20 protein-coding genes and 1 other annotated feature are annotated in these 23,869 nt (G+C 49.8%); of the genes, 1 reads left to right on the forward strand and 19 read right to left on the reverse strand.

Annotation, left to right across the window (positions count from 1 at the left end; all coding sequences use genetic code 11):
• Nucleotides 1-230 precede the first annotated feature (230 nt).
• The 15 genes from ftsH to DXA36_RS22030 all read right to left on the reverse strand — a co-directional run bounded on the left by ftsH (nt 231) and on the right by DXA36_RS22030 (nt 16,085).
• Nucleotides 231-2,081 (reverse strand): ATP-dependent zinc metalloprotease FtsH, encoded by a 1,851-nt coding sequence (gene ftsH / locus DXA36_RS21960; protein WP_118681623.1) that lies wholly within the window; start codon nt 2,079-2,081, stop codon nt 231-233.
• 101 nt (nt 2,082-2,182) lie between these two features.
• On the reverse strand, nt 2,183-2,710 hold the full coding sequence (hpt, locus tag DXA36_RS21965; protein ID WP_118681590.1) for a hypoxanthine phosphoribosyltransferase: 528 nt from the start codon (nt 2,708-2,710) through the stop codon (nt 2,183-2,185).
• Nucleotides 2,703-4,151 carry a tRNA lysidine(34) synthetase TilS gene (gene tilS / locus DXA36_RS21970; RefSeq protein WP_118681591.1) on the reverse strand — a complete coding sequence of 483 codons (1,449 nt, stop codon included), beginning with the start codon at nt 4,149-4,151 and terminating at the stop codon, nt 2,703-2,705. The genes hpt and tilS overlap by 8 nt, the downstream gene beginning before the upstream one ends.
• Nucleotides 4,152-4,251: 100 nt before the next feature.
• Nucleotides 4,252-5,463 carry a SpoIIE family protein phosphatase gene (locus tag DXA36_RS21975; RefSeq protein ID WP_118681592.1) on the reverse strand — a complete coding sequence of 404 codons (1,212 nt, stop codon included), beginning with the start codon at nt 5,461-5,463 and terminating at the stop codon, nt 4,252-4,254.
• Nucleotides 5,464-5,791: 328 nt separating this feature from the next.
• On the reverse strand, nt 5,792-6,100 hold the full coding sequence (locus DXA36_RS21980) for a septum formation initiator family protein (protein ID WP_118681593.1): 309 nt from the start codon (nt 6,098-6,100) through the stop codon (nt 5,792-5,794).
• Between the two features lies 1 nt (nt 6,101).
• Nucleotides 6,102-6,599, reverse strand: a complete 498-nt coding sequence (gene yabQ / locus DXA36_RS21985; RefSeq protein ID WP_182479209.1) for a spore cortex biosynthesis protein YabQ — start codon at nt 6,597-6,599, stop codon at nt 6,102-6,104.
• A 40-nt stretch (nt 6,600-6,639) separates the two neighbouring features.
• On the reverse strand, nt 6,640-6,930 hold the full coding sequence (gene yabP, locus DXA36_RS21990; RefSeq protein ID WP_118681595.1) for a sporulation protein YabP: 291 nt from the start codon (nt 6,928-6,930) through the stop codon (nt 6,640-6,642).
• Nucleotides 6,931-7,013: 83 nt separating this feature from the next.
• Entirely contained in the window at nt 7,014-7,991 is a 978-nt protein-coding gene (locus DXA36_RS21995) for a phosphotransferase enzyme family protein (RefSeq protein WP_118681596.1), read from the reverse strand.
• 284 nt (nt 7,992-8,275) lie between these two features.
• The gene (locus DXA36_RS22000) at nt 8,276-8,515 is read right to left on the reverse strand and encodes an RNA-binding S4 domain-containing protein (RefSeq protein WP_009255983.1); all 240 of its coding nucleotides are present in this window, start codon (nt 8,513-8,515) and stop codon (nt 8,276-8,278) included.
• A gap of 196 nt (nt 8,516-8,711) precedes the next feature.
• Entirely contained in the window at nt 8,712-8,987 is a 276-nt protein-coding gene (locus DXA36_RS22005) for an HU family DNA-binding protein (RefSeq protein ID WP_009255984.1), read from the reverse strand.
• A 221-nt stretch (nt 8,988-9,208) separates the two neighbouring features.
• Complete coding sequence (locus DXA36_RS22010) at nt 9,209-10,192, reverse strand: CotS family spore coat protein (protein ID WP_118681597.1); 984 nt, start codon at nt 10,190-10,192, stop codon at nt 9,209-9,211.
• Nucleotides 10,193-10,275: 83 nt separating this feature from the next.
• Nucleotides 10,276-11,604: a CCA tRNA nucleotidyltransferase gene (locus DXA36_RS22015; RefSeq protein WP_118681598.1), complete on the reverse strand. Its 1,329-nt coding sequence runs from the start codon at nt 11,602-11,604 to the stop codon at nt 10,276-10,278.
• Between the two features lie 145 nt (nt 11,605-11,749).
• A complete protein-coding gene (locus tag DXA36_RS22020) occupies nt 11,750-14,125 on the reverse strand; it encodes a valine--tRNA ligase (RefSeq protein WP_118681599.1) in 2,376 nt (791 codons plus the stop codon).
• Nucleotides 14,126-14,261: 136 nt separating this feature from the next.
• Nucleotides 14,262-14,549, reverse strand: a binding site (T-box leader).
• Nucleotides 14,550-14,604: 55 nt separating this feature from the next.
• Nucleotides 14,605-15,624 (reverse strand): hypothetical protein, encoded by a 1,020-nt coding sequence (locus tag DXA36_RS22025; protein WP_118681600.1) that lies wholly within the window; start codon nt 15,622-15,624, stop codon nt 14,605-14,607.
• 134 nt (nt 15,625-15,758) lie between these two features.
• A complete protein-coding gene (locus DXA36_RS22030; RefSeq protein ID WP_118681601.1) occupies nt 15,759-16,085 on the reverse strand; it encodes a PadR family transcriptional regulator in 327 nt (108 codons plus the stop codon).
• 277 nt (nt 16,086-16,362) lie between these two features.
• Here DXA36_RS22030 and DXA36_RS33090 point away from each other — a divergent pair, with 277 nt between their 5' ends.
• Nucleotides 16,363-16,518, forward strand: coding sequence for a hypothetical protein (locus DXA36_RS33090; protein WP_182479210.1), 156 nt, complete (start codon nt 16,363-16,365; stop codon nt 16,516-16,518).
• 15 nt (nt 16,519-16,533) lie between these two features.
• On the opposite strand, the gene DXA36_RS22035 is transcribed toward DXA36_RS33090, so the two are convergent.
• The 4 genes from DXA36_RS22035 to DXA36_RS22050 all read right to left on the reverse strand — a co-directional run bounded on the left by DXA36_RS22035 (nt 16,534) and on the right by DXA36_RS22050 (nt 23,836).
• Nucleotides 16,534-18,420: a family 20 glycosylhydrolase gene (locus DXA36_RS22035; protein WP_118681602.1), complete on the reverse strand. Its 1,887-nt coding sequence runs from the start codon at nt 18,418-18,420 to the stop codon at nt 16,534-16,536.
• 13 nt (nt 18,421-18,433) lie between these two features.
• A complete protein-coding gene (locus tag DXA36_RS22040) occupies nt 18,434-19,879 on the reverse strand; it encodes an arylsulfatase (protein WP_118681603.1) in 1,446 nt (481 codons plus the stop codon).
• Nucleotides 19,842-22,082: a helix-turn-helix domain-containing protein gene (locus DXA36_RS22045; protein WP_118681604.1), complete on the reverse strand. Its 2,241-nt coding sequence runs from the start codon at nt 22,080-22,082 to the stop codon at nt 19,842-19,844. Before DXA36_RS22045 ends, DXA36_RS22040 begins: the two co-directional genes overlap by 38 nt.
• Nucleotides 22,083-22,150: 68 nt before the next feature.
• Nucleotides 22,151-23,836, reverse strand: coding sequence for an extracellular solute-binding protein (locus tag DXA36_RS22050; RefSeq protein WP_118681605.1), 1,686 nt, complete (start codon nt 23,834-23,836; stop codon nt 22,151-22,153).
• Nucleotides 23,837-23,869: the final 33 nt, after the last annotated feature.

Below are 23,869 nucleotides of genomic sequence, written 5' to 3' on the forward strand. Positions count from 1 at the left end.
AAGCCTTTTCCCATAAGGCTTTCCCTTCCTGACGGACAGTAAAAAAGACAGCTTTTTATGGCTGTCCTTTTTAGAGAAGGTATTTCTTATGGGGTATAGCAAAAAACTATATAATGTATTGGGGGGGGTTACGAATATTATAATAGCAAACCCATCCCATTTTGTACATACCCAGAATTCACAAATATCACAAATTCATCCTATCATTTTCAGTACTTTTTCACAATTGACTAAATGGTAACTGTATCGAAAAAGGGCTTATCCTTCCGGAACAGGTCTTCAAACTCTTCCCGGGTGATTTTTTCTTTCTGCAGAAGAAGTTCTGCGGAACTGTGGAGAACCTCCATATTTTCCAGAATAATCTCCTTTGCCTTACTGTAGCATCTGTCAATGATTTCTTTGACTTCTTTGTCAATTTCCCCGCTGATCAGCTCACTGTGGGATTTGGCATGGGCCAGATCCCTTCCGATAAACACTTCATCATCATCGTCGTCATAGCATACCACACCGATATTGTCGGACATACCAAAGCGGGTAACCATCTTTCTGGCAAGCTTGGTGGCTTTCTTGATATCGCTGGATGCCCCGGTGGTAATATCGTCAAAAATGATCTGCTCTGCAATACGGCCGCCCAGGGAAACCATGATTTCTTCCTCCAGCCTGCCCTTTGTCATAAACATATCGTCCCGTTCGGGAAGCGGCATGGTATAGCCGGCGGCACCGATACCTGTGGGGATGATGGATACGGTATAAACCGGCCCCACATCAGGAAGCACATGGAACAGGATGGCATGGCCCGATTCATGGTAGGCGGTGATTTTCTTCTCGGCATCGGAAATAATGCGGCTTCTTTTCTCCGAACCGATCCCTACCTTGATAAAAGCTCTCTGGATATCTTCCTGGGCCACAAACACCCGATCCGCTTCGGCAGCCAGGATAGCGGCCTCATTCAAAAGGTTTTCCAGATCCGCCCCGGTAAAACCGGCGGTCGTCTGGGCGACCTGTTTTAAATTCACGTTTTCTGCAAGCGGCTTATTCCTGGCATGAAGCTTCAGAATATCCTCCCTGCCGCCCACGTCAGGTGTCCCCACACTGATCTTGCGGTCAAAACGTCCCGGGCGCAGAATGGCGGGATCCAGGATATCCACACGGTTGGTTGCCGCCATCACTATGATGCCTTCGTTCACGCCGAAGCCGTCCATTTCCACAAGCAGCTGATTCAGGGTCTGTTCCCTTTCATCATGTCCGCCGCCCATACCGGTGCCCCTGCGTCTTGCAACCGCATCAATTTCATCGATAAACACAATACAGGGTGAATTTTTCTTAGCTTCCTCAAACAGGTCACGGACCCTGGAAGCACCCACACCTACAAACATCTCCACGAAGTCGGATCCAGATATACTGAAAAAAGGAACATTGGCTTCCCCGGCGATCGCCTTGGCGAGCAGAGTTTTACCGGTTCCGGGAGGGCCCTCCAGAAGAACCCCCTTGGGAATCCTGGCACCGACCTTGGTAAACTTGGAAGGCTCTCTCAGGAAATCCACTATTTCCTGCAGCTCCTCTTTTTCCTCCTTCAGCCCGGCCACATCCTTCAGCGTTATTTTATTCTCATTTCCCACACTCATTCTGGCGCGGCTTTTGCCGAAATTCATCATTTTGTTGCTGCCGGCGCCTGCTCCAGCATTCTGGGCATTCATCATCATAAAGAAAAATACCATGATGACAACGCCAACCACCAGTACCGGCAGCATGGAATTCATAAACCAGCTTTCTCTGGGCACATCACGCACCACCGGATCAATACCGCTTTCTTCAAAAAGCGTAATGGCTTCCTCCACATTCGTCACATAGACGGTACGGTTATCCCCGCCCTTGAGCATAACGGTGACGGAACCGGTGGGGGTTTCCTTATTCTGGCTGATAATGGCGCTGCTTACATTACCCGCCTCCAGATCCTTTTCCAGTGCCCCTCTGGTATAATTGTCCTGCATCTGGTTCATGGAACTGGACCACACCATCAGAAGAAGCGCTCCGAGCAGTAAAATAAAGATCAGATTAAAGCCCCTGATATTTTTTCCCAATGTCTTTCCTCCTTTTTCAGAAGATCCCTGCAGCCTCAGACGCATGCCAACCTTCTTTTTTTTTCAAACGAAGAAGCTGCTTTACGCAGCTTCTTTATCAATTAATCATCAAATTCCACCACACCAATGTACGGAAGATTTCTGTATCTCTGGTCATAATCAAGCCCGTAGCCCACCACGAACTCATCTGGAATCCGGAAGCCGGTATAATTCACATTTACATCCACAACTCTTCTTTCCGGTTTATCAAGAAGGGTGCACAGCGCCAGGCTCTTTGGCCCTCTGTCCCTCATCATTTCCATCAGATAACTCAGGGTCCTGCCGGAATCCACGATGTCCTCCACAATGATAACTTCCTTATCCTTCAGAGGTTCATCCAGATCCTTCACGATTTTGACAATACCGCTGGATTTGGTGGAGCTTCCGTAGCTGGATACGGACATGAAGTCCAGGGAAACCGGAACGGTAATCCTCTTGGCAAGCTCACACATAAAAAAGCTGCCGCCCTTCAGCACACAAACCAGATGGACCTGCTTTCCCGCATAATCCCTGCTGATCTGATCGCCTATTTCCTGGATTCTCGCATCCACTTCCTCTTCTGGTAATAAAACCCTGACTCTTTCAGCCATTTTCTTTTCCTCCTCTTATGTGTATACGGAGTACCCATTTTGTGTCTTCCGTTACCTTCACTGCACTGCTTATGCGGTGCCCCACAACCCAGAGGATATGGCTGCCGTCCGCAAGCAGAAGCAGATTTTCTCTTTTCTCTACCGGGATCTTTTCCTGGATCAGGTAATCCTTCAGACGTTTCTTCTGAAGCCTGTCATTGATGGCAAGATAGTCCCCCGGCCGTCTGGTCCGAAGTACCAGAGATTCTATTCTATCATAATCCAACCATTTCGTACATGTTTTTTGTGGAATAATCTGAGAATTTTCCCTTGCAAACACGGAAAATTCCAAGACTCCCGCTTCTCCTGCATCGATTTGCCAAACGGGCGCTTCCTGTTGTGTCTCTTTCTTCCTTTTTTCCAGCAGTTCTTTCCGGATCTCATAGTAAAAAGCAGTTTCCGGAACGGACTCTTCTCCCGCGTCGCCGTTCTTTTCCCGCAGGACGACCTCTCCGAAGCTGCGAACCGCCTCCAGTCCATAGGGAAGCATGATCTTTCTTCCCCCCTGTTTATGGAACAGGGCCTCCACATCAAGGATATGGCTCATCCCGATATCCTTCCCGCCTTTGGATAACTCCTTCAGAACCAGCTTCAGCATATGCGTACGCAGCAGTTCTTCCTCTCTTCCAAAAGCCATCACATCGATCCGGATTTCCGGACCATCCGTACCGCGGCGGCAGCGTCCCAGCGCTTCCCGGGCCATCCGGTTCACATAGTCTGCTGTCAGCATGAGCAGCTCCGCTTCCTGTGCCAGGTGGATGTCGGCCTCGCGGCAGATCTCTTCTTTGGCAAAAGGAAGGATATGGCGGCGGATTTTATTTCTGGTATAAGTATCCGTATCATTACTTTTATCTATACACCAGCTTATGTTATTTTTTTTGAGCCATTCTTCGATTTCCTCTCTTCCCACGCACAGAAGAGGCCTGATAATCGAATCCCTTACGGGGCGGATGGATGCCATACCGTCCAGTCCGGTCCCCCGGAACATGTGGAAAAGCAGGGTTTCCGCCCGGTCATTCCGGTTGTGCGCCACAGCGATCCGGTCCGCCCCGAAATCGGCCGCCGCTTCTCCAAATGCCCGGTACCGGACCTGTCGGCCCGCCTCCTCCACGGAAATCCGCTGCTGCCCCGCCTCCTGTTCCACATCAGCTTCCGTGAGATAAAAGGGGATTCCCAGCCCCCTGCAGCTCTCCTCCACGTAGGCGGCATCCTCCCCCGCTTCCTTCCGGATCCGATGATTCACATGCACAGCCGCCAGCTTCCAGCCGCAGCGGTCCGAAAGCCGGGCAAGCACATGGAGCAGGCAGACAGAGTCCGCCCCTCCGGACACCCCTATCACGATCCTGCTTCCCTCTGCTGCCATATGCTGCTCATCCATATAACGACGGATTTTTTCTATCATTTCTTACTTGCCTTCAGCCCTTATTTTCTTTTGTAGTAACAATTCGGCCAAAGGCTGAACGGTTACCTTTTGTATACTATATCCAAAAAACGGGGAAAAGTCAAAAATCCTGTGACCTTTCCCATATTCCCGCGGTCAGGACTGTCATGTCGTCCCGTATCCGCCCCTGGCACTGTTCGATGGCATATCTCATAATGGAATTGGCAAGTTCTCCGGGAGAAACCGCCCCGATACGGCCAATCATGCTTTCCAGCCTGTCCTCTCCGTCCCCGTCCGGCCAGCCTTCCGTCATTCCGTCGGAAAGCATGATTATGTAGTCGCCATCCATCAGCTGGCAGTCCGAAGGTTTTGCCTGGGCATGTCCGAAAGCGCCCAGCGGAAAGGTTCCTCCGTCTATTTTTTCCACAATACTGCCTCTTTTTATAAAACTCACGGCAGCTCCGGTTTTCATGAAACGGCAGCTCCCCTCGCACAGATCCACGCTGCACAAATCCAGGGTGGGCATGTTTTCTTCCCTGCCCTCACTGGCTACCGCGCTGTTGACCAGCTGCACGGCCATCTCCAGTGGCAGGCCCGCTTCCAGCATGGCCTCCGTCATATCCGCCACCGCCTCGCTGTCCCTGCAGGCATTTTCCCCGGATCCCATCCCGTCCGACAGAACCATGGTAAAATTCCCGTCATCCGCTTCAAAAAAAGCGTAATTATCACCGGAAACTTCCTCCGTCTCCTTCACCGCCCTGGCCGTTCCGGTCATATAGCAATAAAAAGGTTCTTCTTCAAAGAAAAAACACAACGGCGTCTGACCGATGAAAAATGGATTCCTTTTAGCGGAAACCAGACGCATATCCAACAGCACGGACAGGTAATCTGCGGCATCCTCCACAGTCCGGGACGCTTTTCCTCTGGTTGACAGCAGCACGGAAAGTTCCATGCGTCCGTCCCCCTTCTGCACCAGATACACATCCTTCGCCACCAGTCCCTCCCCCAAAAGCCCTTTCGCTATCTGCTTCTGCCTACGGCCTCCCAGGCTGATGAAACGGACCGATTCTTCCGCTACCTGATTCATCATATCCGCCATTTCCTTCAGGTTTCCCGCAAACAGCTGCCGGCCCTCCGTCAGCTTTCTCCTCATAAGGAAAACGGCTCTCGTCTGCCTGGCGGCAGCTTCCCCGTCCGCCTCCGCATTTTCGCCCTCTTCCCCGAATATCTGCGCCAGATTCTGAAACGTATCCGCACAAACTTTCATTTTACGCCTTCCATATTCCAAAAGATAAACGGACTGTGCCGTATCCGCCGTGTCCTTGTTTCTCATATTCCATCCCGCCTTTCCTCATTATAGGGCTCTCACTTTTCCGTAACCGTTCAGACAAGTTTGAACCGTTACCATTTTCCATCCATTATAACGGACGGTCTTTGCAGGATTTGTCAAAGCATAGGGGGATGTCCTCATTTTTTTTCCGGTTATTTTTTTCTTTTCCCGCAAGAGCTTATATTTTCAGCGTTTTTTACTGTCAGCTTTTGCTGTTGTGAGTCGTCCGGGGTCACTTCTTATAACAAAGAGTCCGGATCGCCGAACTCTCCTATGAAATAAAAAAACAGCGAAAGCAGGCCGAAGCCCCTTCCGCTGTCCGATTTCCCATTTATTCTTCCGGTTTATATATGATTTCCCCTTCATTGACGAGGCCAAGCTTATCCTTGGCTACTTCTTCCACATACTTTTTGGTCTGGGTATATTTCCGGTATTCTTCTATTTCTTCCGTCCTGGCATTTTCCGCATCTATCTGCTCCTGGAGAGCCTTTTCCCGTGCGGCGTAAGTCTCCTGCTTCTGCTTAAGCTCCACGCTTTTGAAGGAAACCACAACAAGGAGCATCAGCACTACCGTCAATACCAGGAACATTCCCAGGCGGTTCTGTCTCTTCTTGCGGAAAACCACTTTTCTTTTTACCATATCAAATTTCCTTCTTATTCCGCCTTTTTTCCTGACGTTTACATAGCTTCATTTTAATCGCTTTCCTGCATGCAGTCAACCTGTATTTTACCTGTCTGCGGCGTATTCTGGCTTCCCTTGCCGCCCTGCGCGCACCCCTCCCCGCCAGCACCTTCAGCTTATGCCAAACAAAGCGCACAGGGGCCGTCAGCTTCCACAGGAACCTGCCTATCAGGGACAGCAGCTTATTTACCGCTCCGGATACCACATTTACAAAAGGTGTACTCACCGTTTTTTTATACAGAAGCATTCCCGTACCGGCACCGATGACGGAAAACCACCGGAACATCCCGCTGTTTTCATAGTAAAGCATATAAAAAATACCTGCCGTTGCCAGAATCCAGAAAGCCAGATCCTCCAGCGAAAGCAGGAACCATCCATGGGGAATGATTCGTCTGAGTATACGGAACAGATCGTAGATAAAGGTAATAATAACTCCCAGGAGAAAGGAGTGCAGCATGAAAACTCCTTCTCCTGCAATTACCGGGCTCACGGCGCACCTACTTGAAAAGCCTGGAGAAAAGGGATTCCCCTTTTCCGCCATAGCCGGTGTTCTCCGAATAAGTAAAGCTGTCTATTTTACCGTCCACATCCACCTCGCCCTTATCGAGCATAAGCCGGCTCACATGCAGATCGCTCCCTTTTATCATGAGCATCCCCTGTTCGGTTTCCAGGAGAACCTCCGCCACATCAAAGGAAAGCACGTCGCAGACACCGCTGATATTGCAGATTCCTCTGTCCGTCAGAACCAATTTATGCTGTCTTACTCTGGTGGTATTCAAATCTTCCATAGCTGGGGCCTCCTCACGTGTTCTTATAGAATATATGTGAAAAGGCCCTTATTTATGACTGTATTATCCCCCGCCGTCTGCCTTTAGCCGGAAAATCCCGATTCCAGCTTCCTGATTTTCTCCTCCAGTTTCCCGCGAAGCTCTTCCAGCCACTGCGGCTCCTCCCCAATTACCGAACTGACACACCGGATGAGTCCGGCATAGGAATGCAGATTCACAAACCTGCGCATAAGCGGCAGAAGCGCCTGGGTTTCCTCCGTGTAAGAATATTCTCCTGCATAGCCTTCCAGAAAAGACGTCCATGCCGTTTCCAGACTTTCTCCTTCCAGCTCCTGGGCAAGGGAATCCCGCACCTGCTCCAGATCCAATCCATACCAGCAGTAAATCCCATCGTCAAAATCTATGACACTGCATTCCTTTTTCCCTTCATCCCAGAATACATTATCGGGTTCAAAATCATAGTGGATCAGCCCATAGTTCCCTTTTGTCACGGGCAGGCTGTCCAGAATAGCCTCCACCGCGGCCAGCTCCGCAAACGCCTGCCCGCAGCCATGATATTCCTCCAAAGTCTTTGCGATCCCTTCCAGAATATCCTTATGGTTCCGCTTCTTCACTGCGGGAACGTATTCCGCAGAAAGGGCATGCAGCCTGCCCAGGGCGCTTCCATAGGCAAGCATCCGATCCCGTCCATAATCGGTTTCAGATATGGGTACCCCATCCACCTTCTCAAAAACTGCTGCAAAATACGTTCCGTATCCGGTATCTGCCGTCACCAGTTCTTCTCCCGACAGAGCCTTCACCGGTTTCATGGCTGGATACCCATTCTTCAGCAGATAGTGTATAAACTCCAGTTCTCCCCTGATATCCGTCTCCAACTTCTCACTTACGGGAGCCATACGCAGGAAACAGACCCTGCCCTGCCTGGTAAAAGGATAAACCGCATTGGAAGAAATACGGAAATATCCCAACATTTCCTCCAGGTTTTCCTCATCATGCTCCCAATAGGACAGTACCTTTTTGGCCAAATCATAATTTTCAAATAAATAAACGAGCTTCAGCATTTTCTAACCCTTTCGTGTACATAAAAAACAGCACTCCCGGAAAACAGAAGCGCCGTAAATTTACCACTCCATATAAAAGGATGAATGCTGTCAGAATTATCCCCTCACGTGAGCCGTACGTCTTTGCTTTCCGGAATTCCCATTATCAGTTTTCTTCATAATACGACTCACCTGCCTTTCTGATTATAATAATAGAAAAAACTGCTGCAAAAGTCAAGGGTATCCCGGTAATTACAGATATTTTCTGTCCACTGCCGGTAAAAGCCCTTTCACCGTCTGTCTGCTTACAGATACCGGAACAGTTCCTTTGCCTCTTCCTTCCTCACCGTCTCCTGTACATCCAGAACTTCCACCTTCACATCTTTGTTACCGAACTGAATGGTAATGATATCCCCTTCCTTTACATTGGAAGAAGCCTTGGCCGGCTTATCATTAATCAGCACACGCCCTGCATCACACGCCTCATTGGCCACTGTGCGCCTCTTTATCAGCCGGGATACCTTTAAATATTTATCCAATCTCATGTTTTTCCTCCTCCGGTTTTATATTCCTCCGAATAACTTCCCACGCGCTGCAGGAAATCCTGATATGCAACAAAATGGCTGCCAAAAATAGATTGGCAGCCACCGTTACTTGTCCATTATAAACGAATACGTGCAACTATTCCGTACCTTCGCAGTAACTGCGCCGGCCTGCCGAACAGTTATGGGTCCATTCCGATTATGCGTTCAGCATATCCTTTAAAGCTTTTCCTGCTTTGAACTTGGGAGCCTTAGAAGCAGCAATCTTCATAACTTCGCCGCTCTGAGGATTTCTTCCTTCTCTGGCTGCTCTTTCAGATACTTCGAAGGTACCGAAGCCTACCAGCTGTACCTTTCCGCCTTTTTTCAGTTCATCTGCTACTACATCAGTAAAAGCTTTCAGAGCTTTTTCTGCATCCTTCTTGGAAATTTCAGCTGCGTCAGCCATAGCTGCTACTAATTCTGTTTTGTTCATTATGAACTCCTCCTGTAATCACTGTAAATTATTTCTGTATGCAAAAGAGTTGAATCTCTCAGACACTATATTATATATATACGTTTATGCCCCCTTTGTCAAGTATTTCCCTTGAAAAACCTGGGTTTTTCGGATAAATTTAACCCTTTTTTAATAAAGAAGCTGTCAAAAAAAGACGCACCGCCGTTTTTACGTGTGCGCCTTTTTTGTCGATTTTACATCTATTTTAATACATTGTCCAGAAAAGCTTTTTTTTCGGATTCCTGTTTGAGTAAATTCTCCAGTTTTTCCCTGTTTCTCCCGGGTATCCAGGCTTTTCCGTTGTTATAATAAAAGTTAACAATTTTCCAGAATTTTTCCGGGTAGGAAAAGCGGTAATACAGCTGCATCCGGTCCTCATCCGTCAGATTTCTTTCGGTTTCATAGGCTGTCAGGATATTCAGGCCCAGGCTGACCGACCAGCTGTTTTTCTCCAGAAGCTTCCTGAGAAACAGATAAAGATCACGGACAGGGTTATCCAGCAGATACTTTTCAAAATTGATGACGGAAAAGCTGCCCTGGGTAAATAAAAGGTTATGGTATTGGAAATCCCCATGGCAGAAATTACCATTCGTCCTCACGGTGTTTTCATCAAAGGCGGCTGTACATTCCCGGAGTTCCTCCACGGCGGACAGGGCTTTTTCGTAGAAAAAATCATAATGATGAAGAAGGTAGATTTCGAATTCCGTTTTCTGGCCTTTTTCCCGCAGATAACGGCGTACCTTCTTCAGCTCCCGGTTATGCTTGACATATTCATTTTCCATACAGAAAGCGGGCACATCATAATCCCGGGCAAGCCCGGGCAGGCACATGGCCTTATGAAGCTTCCCCAGTGTCCTGGCCGCGCTCTGGCATTCCCGCACATCCTTGAGGTTGCATTCCCTGCCTTCAAAATAGGTCTTTACAATGTAAGGGACCCGATCCTGATCAAAGGAGATCAGTTCCCCTTCCTTATTTCTTTTGAGCTGTTCCACCTGGGAAAAACCACTTTCCTTCACAGACTCCAGCAGTTTTTCCTGTATCTCCAGCCGGGCTGAAGGGCCTGTATACTCCTTCAGGATAAACCAGCCCTCCTGGGTTTCTCCCAGAAGCGCTCCTCTCCCCTTTATTATCCGAAGAAGCTCTATTTCATAATTCTCAAAAACGCTTGCCGATCTGTCATTCACTGATAATACCTCCTGCCTGCTGTCCGGTCAGCGGTAATTTTCTGCCGCTAGGTATTACCTATCATATGAGAGGGAAGCTCAAGTTATGTTTCTTTCGGAAGGTTTGAGAGCAAATATTCTTTGGAATTACGGGAAGGATCCTCCAGGACAAGCTGAAGCAGATCCTGAAGGGCCTGTCCAAGCCGGGGGCCGGGTTTCATGCCGGCCGCAATCAGATCCCTGCCGGTCACAGCCAGATCCTTGAGGGCAAGACAGTCCCCTTCTTCCCGTATCTGTTCATATATATCCTGAAGGCTGTGCAGCCATTCTTCCTTCTGTATGCGCTGGTAGTCACTCTGCGCCGCCAGATCCGCACGTTTCACCTCCAGCAGCAGGGGGAACAGTTCCTTCCCCACTTTTGATGCCGCACGCCGCACGGCCTTTTTATCCGGCAGGATTTCCATGTCGTGCCAGTATACCAGTTCCCGGACCCGGTCTATGGTGTCATTGTCATAGCGGAGCCGTTTCAGTATCTCTTCTGCCATTTTGCTGCTCCATGCGCCATGTCCGCGGAAATGATCAATCCCGTTTTCATCCGTGGAAGCGCAGTCCGGCTTACCAAAGTCGTGGAAAAGCATGACAAGGCGCAATACCCTGTCCGGCCTGACAGCCTGCATGGCCAGCAGCGTATGCTCCCCTACATTCCGGCAGTGGTGGGGATTTCGCTGCGGGGTCTGCATAAGCCGGTTGAACTCCGGCAGGATGACCCCGGTAATACCGGTTTCCCATGCAAGGATCAGATTCTCGGGATGAGGACTGATCACAAGCTTTGTCAGCTCGGTCCGGATACGCTCCGCGCTCACCTTTTTCAGATTTCCGGCATGGCCCCGTATGGCCGCCTTTGTCTTTTCTTCTATAGAAAAACCAAGCTGGGCGGAAAAACGCACAGCCCTCATAATCCGCAGGGCATCCTCGGTAAATCGTTCATCGGCATCCCCCACGCAGCGCACAATTCCTTTTTCCAGGTCTTGTTTTCCGGAAAAAGCATCCACCAGCCCGCTTTCTTCATTATAGGCCATAGCGTTAATGGTGAAGTCCCTTCTCTTCAGATCTTCAATGAGGTTTGCGGTAAAAATCACCTCTTTTGGATGCCTTCCGTCCTCATATTCCCCATCCACCCGGTAAGTGGTGACCTCATAACCCTTTTTATGCAGCATGACCGTCACCGTACCATGCTGGATTCCCGTATCAATGGTGCGGCGGAACAACGCCTTCGTCTCCTCCGGCCTGGCCGAGGTGGTGATATCCCAGTCGTCCGGGGTCCGTGATAGAAGGGAATCACGGACGCACCCGCCCACCGCAAAAGCTTCATGCCCTGCATCCTGCAAGGTGTGTATAATATAACGGACATCCTCCGGAAGCTGTATGTTCATCTTTTCTGCGTCCCTCCTGTTTCCTTAAGCTCCGGCCCGCTCCCGGGCCGGCAATGTTTTAAAGCCTGAGTGTATTATATATAATATACCCCTTATTTAGCAACTGCAAAGCGGATTTAGCTGCGGAAACTGATTTTATTGCTATTCATTCCGTGGCCAGTAACAGGATTTTTTCCGCACTGGTACATGCCATAATATCCTTTTGGGATAATTTATAATACTTCATAAGCCTTCCGGGACAGGTGATTACCAGCTGAGGGACCGGTTCCTTCATGGACTGCTGCTTTTCCGTCTTTTCTTTTCTGACACCGGCGATTACTTCTTTTACATGGCTTCCGAAGGCCAGCAGCTCTTCATCCGGCTTTCCCTCTTCCCACAGCAGCTGGTGGACGGATACCGTCTTTTCGTATTTCCTGAAGCAGGACTGGTATATATAATCGGTGATATGGGGCACATAGACAGCATACAGCTTCAGGATACCCAGAAGGCTGTGATAGAGGGCATACCGTGCCCCCGCCTGTTCACAGGCACCATGCTTTTCCGGCTGGTAAAGCCTTTCCTTAACAATCTCAATATAATAATCACAAAAATCCTCCCAGAACAGCTCATCTATTTTTTTCCTGGCCTGTCCTGTCTCATATTCCTCCAGAAGCGTACCGGCTTCGGAAAATGTCATTTTGATCCGTTCCAGAATCCATTGATCCGCAGGCAGGAGCCTGGGAGCCGGCCCTTCTTCCGGCCGGTAGTCCTCCAGATGCAGGAAAGCAAAGCGGGAAGCATTGTACAGCTTGTTGAGAAAACGCTTGGAGGGTCTGATATCCTCTTCGGCAAAAAAGGTGTCCGTCCCCAGCTTGGCCCCGGCAGCCCAATAACGGATGGCATCCGCGGAATGGGTTTCGATCAGCTCCACGGGTGAGGATCCGGCATTGCTCTTGGACTTGCTGATTTTCTCTCCGGGTTTTGCCAGGACAAATCCGCTTATCATAATATCTTTCCAGGGAATGTCGCCGGTATGGTACAGGCTGCGCACAATGGTATAAAAAGCCCAGGTGCGGATAATTTCATGAGCCTGGTGCCGCATACCCATAGGAAGGATTTCTCCGCTCCTGTCATCCGTTTCCTTGTATTTTGCATTGATCAGGGGGGAAACGGAAGAGGTTGCCCAGGTATCCAAAACCGCCGTTTCCGGAACAAATTCCGTACAGCCGCAGGGACAGGCTTCTCCCGGCCCTTCCTCCATGGGATTTACCGGCAGCCGGTCCTCCTTTGCCAGAATCGGTTCCTTACAGTTCCTGCAGTACCAGAGAGGAAAGGGTACCCCAAAATACCGCTGACGGGAAATGCACCAGTCCCATTTCAGATTTTCCACCCAGCTGCTATATCTGCTTTTCATATGGGCCGGATGCCAGCGGATCTCCTCTGCCGCCTGCAGGAACCGTTCCTTTTCCGACAGCACATCAATATACCACTGGCTGGAAGGGATAATTTCCACGTCCGTCCCGCATCTTTCATGGACAGCCACCATATGGGTCAGCTCCTCCCTGCGAAGCAGCGTCCCGTCCTTTTCCAGTTCCTCCAGGATAACCTCCCTGGCCTGCTTAACCTTCATGCCGCCGATGAGAGGGACCTCCTGTCCGATGGTCCCGTCAGGACATATCACCTTCTTATAAGGAAGACCATGCTTTTCACACCAGGCCGCATCCGCCGTATCCCCGTAGGTTGCGCACATAACCGCACCCGTACCCTTATCCATGCCGGCCTGTTCGTCGGTGAGGATAGGGATTTCAAAACCATACAGGGGAACACGGGCTTTCTTCCCCTCCAGATGGCGGTACCGTTCATCCAGGGGATTTACAAAAATACAAACGCAGCCGTACAGCAGCTCCGGCCTGGTGGTGGCAATCTGCAGCGTTTCCCCTTCGGTTTCAAATGCCAGGTAGTTAAAAAACGTCTCCTGCTCTTTTGTCTCCAGCTCCGCCTGGGCGATAGAAGTCCGGCACCGGGTACACCATAATACCGGGGATTCCTTTCTGTAAGCTTTTTTCTGTTTTACCAGCTCCAGAAAAGCCCGCTGGGATATCCGTCGGGTATCATCGGAAACCGTCCGGTACTCCAGAGACCAGTCAACACTGAAGCCCAGACTCTGCCACATCCGCTTGAAGTCGGCCTCATAGGCATCTATCGTTTCCATACATTTCTCCCGGAACAGGCTTCCGGCCATATCCGCGGCCCGGATCCCCAATTCCTTTTCCACAAGCCGTTCCGTGGGAAGCCCATTGTCATCAAAACCAAAGGGATAAAAAACATCGTATCCCTTCATCCGCTTGAAACGTGCGATCATTTCCGCCTGGGTATAGGAAAATACATGACCGATATGAAGCTTTCCGCTTACCGTAGGGGGCGGAGTATCAATGGAAAATACCTTTCTTTCCCGTCCGTTCCGATACCGGTATATCCCTTCCCTGTCCCACATTTCCTGCAGTTCCTTCTCCGTCTTTCTGAAATCATACTTTTTATCCATTCCGGATACCTCCTTTTTTTCGGCAAAGCCGTTTGTTTACAAACCAGATTGGAAGCGTATGGCCGGTGGCCCTTTTCCGACAGCCCTTTACGGGAAAAGATAAAATCTGCCGAAAAAAAACGCCCTAAGCAAATATGCTTAGGGCGAACAATTGTCCGTGGTACCACCTGAATTCAGAAGAGACTTCTGCACTTTGTACAATACGGGAAAACCGTTCCGTTTTCCGATATCGCTTTCCCTGGTAACGGTGGAATCTCCGTTGGAGTCTACTTGGAACCATAGCCGGTATACGGTCACCGGTTGCTTTTCCGTTCAATCCAAAGCTCAAAGGCTACTTCCATGTTCCCTTCACGGAGATTTTCACCAGCCATCTCCTCTCTGTCCATCCGGAAGAACATGTGCTCCTCCTCATCATCGCTTTTGTCTGAGTCTGTTAACGCTATTATAAACAGGTGCGGCAGGTAAGTCAATATCAAATTTTAGCAGCCGTTCCTGTCATATTTTAACGCCTTATAAAGGGTCGTTCCAAAGTCCAGTATCATAATGAGTGCTATCACCAGCAGGAAAACTCCGGGGAATCCGGTTATCAGCCTGGTAAGAAAGATATCCTTTTCCTGGAACAAATGTCCCACAGCCGGAATGAGTTCCGGGTTCACCAGACCCGGTGTGTTCAGGAAGAAGAAAAAGCAGATAAAGCCGAGTATATCGGCGATGCCGGTAACCACTGCAAGCCGTCTGGTATATCTGCCTTCAAAATAGCCGAACAGATCCCTGCCCACTCCGAATATCACCACTCCCACCAGCAGGAACCATACGCTCCTTACCACCCGGGTATCCAGGAGGGGAATACTTACCTTTTGCCCGCCCTGGTCCACAATCACACAGAGAATCCGGGGAATTACCAGAAAGACAATCAGGAATGCAATGGAAAGGCATATGCCGGCAATGGTCTCTCCTTTGCTGATCCGTTCCTGTTTTTCCGGCACAGGGGGAAGATTCTCCCAGCTTCCGTTGATTTCCTCCAGGCTTATGCCTTTTCTCTGGAAAAAAGCAAAAAGCAGCGTCACAAAACCAAACGCAAATACCAGTCCCATTATCATACTCCCCAGCCATCCGGCGGCATCCAGGAGATATTCATAGAAAAACTTTGTTTTCTGCCAATTATCCATAACTATGGTAATTCCGCCTGCCAGCAGCATTCCCCCGGCCACCGCCCAAAAAACGATCCGCAGCACATATTTATAGGCGCTGAAGTAGGGCGGGCCGATGAGGCATTTGTCCTTATCCGGGCTGTAGTGGTTCGCCATCTCGGAGGGGGATCCCAGCTCCGCCAGAATAACACGCAGATCCTTTTCCTCCGCCGGCCGGTCCCGGCAGCGCTCTTCCAGCATATCTTCAATCAGGGTATCCAGCTCCGCGCTGATATCTGACCGCATCTTATGGGGAAGCAGCCTGGATACCGCATATACATATCGTTCCTTTAATTCCTGTACACTCATTGTCAACCTTCCTCTCCTTTTCCATCCGGCAGCAAGCATCCAACCATTGAAATCGCAGCGCGACGGGCCGGATGCTTGCTGCCACAACGTTTCCTTACGGTCTGTGCAGGAAATGCACAGACCTGTTCAAACTGTTACAGCAGCTGTTCCATACTTTCCACTGTCCGTCTCCATTGCTTTTTCAGTTTTTCATACACTTCCTTCCCCTCCGGGGTAATACAGTAATATTTACGCGGTTTGCTCTCTTCCGTATTCCATTCGCTGATTAACAGGCCCTGGCCCTCCAGCCTTCGAAGCAGCGGATAAAGTGTATTGGTTTCCACCGGCATCCCATATTCCGTCAGGATTGTCACCAGGCTGTAGCCATACCTGGGTTCGCTCAGCTGGCTTAAGACACTCAGCACAATCGTCCCCCGGCGCAGCTCCATCAGCAGACCGGACAGAACCTCTTCTTTTCCCATAGTTCATCCTCACCTTCTTCGCTTGCACTATATTGTTTATTACATTATAGTGTGTGATACACACTATGTCAAGCTATAAAAACAGCATCCGTTTTTTCTTTCAGAGAAACGGATGCTGTCCAATAATAGAAGGCTTTAATCTCCGTTACGGTTCATTCCGTGACCAGTAACCACCTCCTCTATTTCCAGCATTTCCCTCGCCCCGTGCGGCTGGACACGGAATACCGGTACATGCTATCATCTAATCAAAACAGAATCGGTAAAGGAGCTTAAAGCTATGGATAAAAGTACCCCCGTCTGTCCCTGCCGGAAACATTCCTGTGTCCGTCATGGGGATTGTGCCGCCTGCCGGCAGCATCATAAAGAAAATTCAAGATACCAGCCTGCCTGTGACAGGAAAAAAAGAGGGAAAAAAGCTGACCTGCGCCCCTGAAAGGATTCTTATCCTTCAGCCATCACTTAAAGAAACACTCTTGTCATATACCTTCCATATACCGTTTCCAAGCAGGCTGCCGCATCGATCCAAAACATGGCGGGGCACATCCAGCTCCGGAATTTTGGAAAGAGTGCCTTCAAGGTACCTCCGCAGCCGTTCTTCCGCGGTATCCAGCCTGGCAAGCAGTCCGCCGTACCTTAGATCCAGACGGGACCAGCCAAAGGCGGAACCGTTTGCCATCCATTGCTCTCTGTGCAGCCTGCGGAGTGTTTTTACCCGGACGGTTAACTCTGACAGTGCATCCGCATCCTGCTGCAGAGCCTCTCTGTCGTTTTCCTGGTAATGCCAGGAAAGGGATCCGCTCAGGGCACTTTTTATTTCCAGCACTTCAGCCAGCGCCAAAGGGACACGAAGAAAAAATCCGTTTTCTCCTGCTTCCTCCAGATCGCGCTTCATCCGCTGCGCGGCACGGCGGTAATGCAAATCAAGTCCCAGGCCGCGGATATCGGCATCATAAAGCCCTTCCAGAGGATCCTGCCATAAAAGATATTTGCAGGGATTGGGGGGCCACCGGTTTTCCGTATTGATACAGGGGACTTCATCCAGAAGGGCAGCATCCCGGAACCATCCGGCATGCAGGCCGGTACAGGCATAGAAACGGGAATCCATTGCACCGGGATCCACCGCTCCCGGCGTATAGGCGTGCTCTGCGTAGAACTGCATGCCGGGAAGTCCCAGCCAGTCACTGCATTCCGCCCCGTCATCATGCCACAGACAGCCGTACGCCATAGGGATCCCCTGTTTCTTAACAGCCATAAGTGCCGGCCCTGCCGTCTGCCAGGTAGCCTCATATTGTACGCAGAAGGAAGAAACGGAGAGCAAAGGCCCTGCATAAATTGTAGATCCGATATTTTGATGGCAGGCAAGCATACCGTCCAGCAGCGAAGCATCCCTGGAATAATAATCCCAGTATATCAGCTGTGCATCCGAAGGAATAAGGGTCTTGATCTTTTCTTCCAGCAGCATATGCGGATCCAGATAGGTATGTTTCCCTGAACCGTATGTAAAGAGCATGTCGCTGTAAAAAGCAATCGTCAGCCCTTGTTTTCGGGCCAGCGTATGTACGCGGTTCAGGTGTTCCAGATATATTTCCATGGGGGGACGCAGGCCGTTTAGCAGACGGTAACGTCCTTCTCCCAGTCCATGGGTTTCATCCATACCGACAATGACCTTCCGGCTTCGTAAACAGGATCCCACTGCGGACAACATTTTGCTGATAAATTGCTCCGTCTCCTCACTCCCTGCCAGCAGACAGGAGGGGCTGTCACGCAATCCGGCATATTCCGGGAAACGCAGTACCTTTTCCATATGTCCTAATACCTGGATGGAGGCCACGATCCGAATCCCGTAGCCGGATGCATAGTCATCGATACTGCGCAGCTGCTTCTGTGTATATCCGCCCCTCATATAACCGAAACGGGGTTCCCCTTCCATTTCATAAACATCCTCCATATACAGGATCAGGCAGTTAAGCCCCATGAGAGCCATGCGGTCAAGAAGTGCCTCAAGAAACCCCGGCGACGGAACACTGTTGCGGGATACATCCACCATTATTCCGATTTCCGGTATGTACATCTTCTGGCCTGTATCTATATTTTTATCACCGGCATGTTCTTTCAGCAGTCCCAGTCCGCGGAACAGATGAACCGGCAGCCGGTATTCTATCCGGCAGACAGCACCGTCTTTTTTCACCGTCAGGTCAGCACCGCCCGGATCCGGCGGTATCGGGCAAATAGTTAGATGTATCCCCTCTGCCCAGCCCTCTTCCCAGAAAAAAGAAGGAAGCCGGTTAACACAGGAGAGCAAAGCTTTATCCGTGCCAGTAATCGATGCAAACATATTCTCTATCTCCTTATTCAGATAAGACCTTAGACAGCACAGCGCGGAACGGCCTTCCGGTTATCAGCCGGTGTCCGTCGCTGTACCCCTCTTCCCTGCCCTCCAGTTCCCGGACCAGAATAGCCCGCAGAGCTGCAATACGTTCCATACATGAGGGATCCTGTATGCGGTCTTCCGCCTCCGACGGATCCTTTTTCAGATCGAAATATTGTTCCCGTCCCGATTGGGAAAACCAGACGTACTTATCCTCTCCGGTAACGATAAAATGATTGGAATCCTGTCCGAACGAATGCTCTCCATGCAGGTACTTCCTGGTTTCACACCCGCCGCCGGAAAGCATACTTCTGCCATCCAGAGACGCGGGGATATCCACACCCGCCAGATCGAGAAATGTGGGCATAACATCCCTCAGCTCCACAAGGGAAGAGCATACCGACCGGCTGCCCCGCAGCAGCCGGTCCGGTCCATGGACAAGCATAGGGATACGGACGCTGCCCTGATAAGGATAGCATTTGCGTACCAGATTGTGATCGCCCAGCAGTTCTCCGTGATCCGAAGTAAAAAGGATTACATTGTCTTCTCCTGCACATTGTGCATGAAGAGCCTCCAGGAAACGGCCTATTTGATGATCAATATGGGTAATGCACGCATAATAGCCGGCCTGCTGCTGCCGTTCCAGCTCCGGATCGGAGGGTGTGAAATGGGAATTATAAGTCAGGCCTTCTATTCCCGGATCCTGAGGATCCCAGTCTCCCTTTGCCGGTGCACGAAGCGTCCTGTTACGATAGAGATCGAAGTACCATGGGGGTGCATCATATGGTGCATGAGGGCGCACGAAAGAAAGCATGAGGAAAAAGGGCATCCGCCGGTCTCTGCGCCGCAGGAAATCTATCCCCCTGCCGGCCACCCAGTTTGTCGGGTGAAGAGCCTCCTCATACGGCCATGGGCGGGCCACCCAGGAATTACAGTTCAATCCGGTATCGGACACGTCACAGTCCGGCCCCCGCCGGCAGTGGAGCCAGTGATAATAATCATCGGCAATACGCTGATCCTCATAATAATCTGTTCCCGGACGACGATAAAAGCCCAGATTCCCGTCATGAAGTTCAATATGCTGAAAACCCATCATACTCCGCAGGGGATGCACATGCATTTTTCCCACACACTGCGTATAATAGCCCGCTTTCGACAGTTCTCCGGCCATAGTTACGGTATAGTTCCAATCAATTCCGTCCTGGTAGCCGACCCTGCCGTGGTTTTTCTGGGACAGACCCGTATGAAGAGCCGCCCTTGCAGGTATACAGCTGGGACAGGCGGTATACGCATTGGGATAATAGATACCCTGGGCGGCAAGGGTATCCAAATGCGGGGTTTTTACATCAGGATGTCCGGCAAAACCCAAACAGTCACCGCGCATCTCATCAGTCATTATCAGTATCAGGTTTGGTTTTCTGTTCATTCGTCAGCAGTCCTTTCTTTTCGGAGGAAGCCGTATGCATATATACGGAACGGTATTCACTGGGTGTCATTCCCGTCTGTGCCTTAAATTTACGGATAAAGTTGGGGGCCTGGGAGTATCCCAGGCTAACGGCAATTTCGCTTACGGTCAGCCGGGTTCCGGTAAGAAGCTGCCGCGCGTATTCCAAACGTTTTTCACTGATATAGTCAGATATATTCATACCGGTCTGGGATTTAAAACGATGGCTTAAATTGGAAACCGACAGACCGAATACCTGCGCAACATGGCTGACATTCATGTCCTCACGGCTGTAATTTTCATTGATATAACGGATAATGTGCATGGCTGAATCCGTTTCATTTTCTTCCGGTGCGGCCAGACGGACGAGCAAATCCAGTGCCTGCCGGCTTATTGTTTTGGCAGTGTCCAGAAGGAAGGCGGGATCCGTTTCCCAGCGCAGGGAAGAGTACAGTTCCCGCAGCTTCCGGGAACAGGGCTGAAGTTCACGCATCCCTGTCAGGCTGATATTGATGATATCACAGCAAATGGAACACGCAGTAAAGGGCTTCAGGGATCCGTTTTCCACCGTATCCGCCAGCATATCGGAAATCATCTGGTACCGTTCCGGATCGATTTGGATCAAGGCGTAATACAGCGATTGAAGATCGAGAGTCGGATAGACAAAGTCCAGTTGTTCCAGCCCGGCTTCTTCATAAAAACGGACATACGATCCATCCGCCATACCTTCATGTAGCTGAATAGCCTGACGAAAGGAATGATTCAGTTTTCCCGGATTGGAATAGCTTTTTCCCACCGTAACCCGGATGGCCTGCCCTGTCTGCGAAGTAATAAGATCAGCCGCTTCCGTAAAAGCCGCACGCAGTTTCTCCCTGTTTTGCACATGCCCCAACAAAAACAGATAACATTTGCCCGTAATATATTCCATACCTGACACCGGGCAGAGTCCTTTCACACAATGCTCAACAGATTCCGTTACCACTTCCTTGGGCACAGCGGATATGGTCTGGATAACCACGGTACAGTAGCTTTGTTCTTCCGCCGGCAGTTCTGCCAGCTGCAGACATTCCGTCACAGCAGGCTCCTCCCGGAGACGGCCATATATTAATTGAAAAATGGCTCTTTCCCGAAGGACCATTCTGCGCAGACTGCTGGTCTGCCTCTCCATGCTTTCCAGCGCGTAACCTACTGCACTGGTTCCCTGCAGTTCCCTGGGGATATCCGACACCCGCCGCCTGGCAGAATCCGACAAACGGCGAATAGGACGGTAATTGACCATTGCCATGACAAAAACCAGGAACCCTCCGGCAGCGGCCAAAAGCAAAAATATTACCAGGAACAGCTTCTGTGCGTCCTGTACCGGGGAAAGGATGATTTCTTCCGAAAGAAGTAAAACAAGATACATCCCTGATTCCGGCGAAGAACGAAAGAAAAGGACCCGTCCGTCGGAAAGTCTGACAAACGGTTCTGAGGCTTCCACTATCTGCTCCGCCGGATACGGATCCGATCCTAAACTGGAGTAAAGCACCTCCCTTCTTCCGTCAAGAATCATAAAATCCGTGTTATCTGCAAGTTTCCGGAAACTTTGTGCCGGAATTGAAAAAATAACATAATCCCCGGGCGTATGCGGTACCGGGATGATATAATCATAGGAAAGTCCCTGGTATCCTGAGGGCATAAGCTGCTGTTCGGGTGTAAACCACCGTTCCCCCGCAATCTCCGGAATCAGATCTTTTAAATCCATGGTTTTTCCGTCCGGGAGAAGATATTGTTTATAAAATCGTATATTGAAGGTGCCGTTATTCGTATATATGGTATCGGGAAAATCGGAACTGTAAAATCCGATGGTAGTAAAAAAATCCTGGGGGGAAACGATACTGCTTAATACATTCATGGTACGTGAATATCCGGGCGCATCCCCGATAATGTCTTCCTGCCGGAAGGTACGCTGATTCGTAAACTGACCGGCTATATTGCGCATCCACTGGACATGTGTGACCACCTCACGGTCCAGATTGACTATTTCATTCCGGTAGCGCCCGAATACCTCATTTTGATAAAGCGAAAGAAAATAGCGGTTATAAATTAAGAAAAATGTGACGAGGGGCAGCAACAGTACAAGAAGGAAACTAAAGAGATACCTCAGCAGCGTGCTGTCGAATAAAGTGTCTGATTGCCTTCTCATACGTGTAAATTCCCCTTTCTGTTACCCTGAAAAACCATGGCTTCCATGTAACATCCTCTATTCCCGGATTAGAATTTGCCGTCCAGATAATCCTGCTGCCACCCAATCCATTCGCTGTAGCGGTATTTTTCCAAATCCGCCACATGTTGTTCCCAGGAAGCATCGGTAACACCGTTCATAATGGCATTTGCGGTAAAATTCTTGATATAGGATAGCAGATCCGGCTCATAAGCGGCTTTAGCCAGCGTAGCTTCTTCGGTAGCAATACGGCTTGGCATCAGCCCTTCGTCCGATATCCATTTTTCCACCGCTGTAACATAGCCGTCACGGGCATAGTTCTGCGGGGAGGTCTCCGGATCATCCCAGGCCATTTCATCAGGATAGAGAAGCACGGGACATGACTGCATCAATCCATAAGTATAACAGGAATTCTGGAAATTGAAGTCCGGTCCCTGATTCTGCAGCTCATATATTTTACCGTCTTTTACTTCCCACATCACCCCTTCTTCTCCGATACGGGCCGTCTGTTTCATCTCTACAGAGCTTGCCATATAATCATACCAACGTACCAGTGCTTCGGGATTCTTACAGGCAGAGGTTATCACCAGCCCGTTAATAATTCCCATAAAACGGTCTTTTGTCCCATATACCGTTTCCTGTCCTTCCAGACCCGGGGCCGTCATCGGAAGGACTTGTACATACTGGGCGGCGAGCTGCGGATCATCGATGATGGTATCGGGCGTCCATGCATAGAAGGAACCGTACAGACCCTGTTTGGCTTTTGACATAAACTGCTGATCGGTTTGTGAAAACCCCTCGATATCCAGAAGTCCTTCCGATGCCAGCCTATGGTAATATTCCAGGAATTGCCGGTATTCCGGTGTATTTGCAGTAGGAATGACTTTACCGTCTTTTATGCGGTAGTTGTCGTTAAAGCCGAAAGCTCCCATAAACTGAAGCAGACGGGCCTGGAAATTGTTTTCACAATATCCCAGAGGGATTTCATCGTTCGGATCGCCGTTTCCATTTGCGTCCATTTCTTTAAAGGCTTTAAGAACTTCATAATATTCGTCCAGATTTGCGGGGATATCCTTACCCACCCGGTCCAGCCAGTCCTTATTAATGAATTGTACGCCGATTGTCCAGCTTTTGTGCTGTGTATAAACACTGGACATAAAGCTGTATATGTTACCGTCGGGATAGGTGAGCATTTTTAGGGCTTCTCCGTTTGTTTTATCATAGGTCTCTTTAATATTTGGGGCATATTTCTCCAGCATATCATTCAAAGGAACAAAGGATGCGTAATCCTTCATGATATCAGCCGGATCCACCATCCCCAAAAATGCGTCAGGCATGTCGGTGGAAAGCAGAATGCTAAGCTGTTCCTTCTGCCCTTCGCCCGTGGGGATATCTATCCATTCAATATGAATGTTTGTAGCCTCCTCCATAAGCTTCATTATGGGTTTCTCATTGGTATCCGTGCCGGAATCGAGAGGGTTCTTACCGCGGGCAATGCGGAAAGTCACCTTTTCATTGACGATGGGAAGTCCATCCGAATAAGTATTTCCGTCCGCAAGAAGCGTACGTTCCCCCGCCGGGGTTCCATCCCCTGTAGCAACAGCCCCCTCTTCGTTTATCTCAGATGTTTCGGAAACGGCGGCGGACGGTGTTTTTGCGGCCCCGCACCCTGTTAAAAGACTGCAGAACATGGTAAAAACGATTAGCAGAGCAATTGGTCCGGATTTCTGTTTCATGATAAAAAACCTCCTTTTCTTATAAAAATTGAT

It is taken from the genome of Eisenbergiella sp. OF01-20, from assembly GCF_003478085.1.
Lineage (GTDB): Bacteria > Bacillota > Clostridia > Lachnospirales > Lachnospiraceae > Eisenbergiella.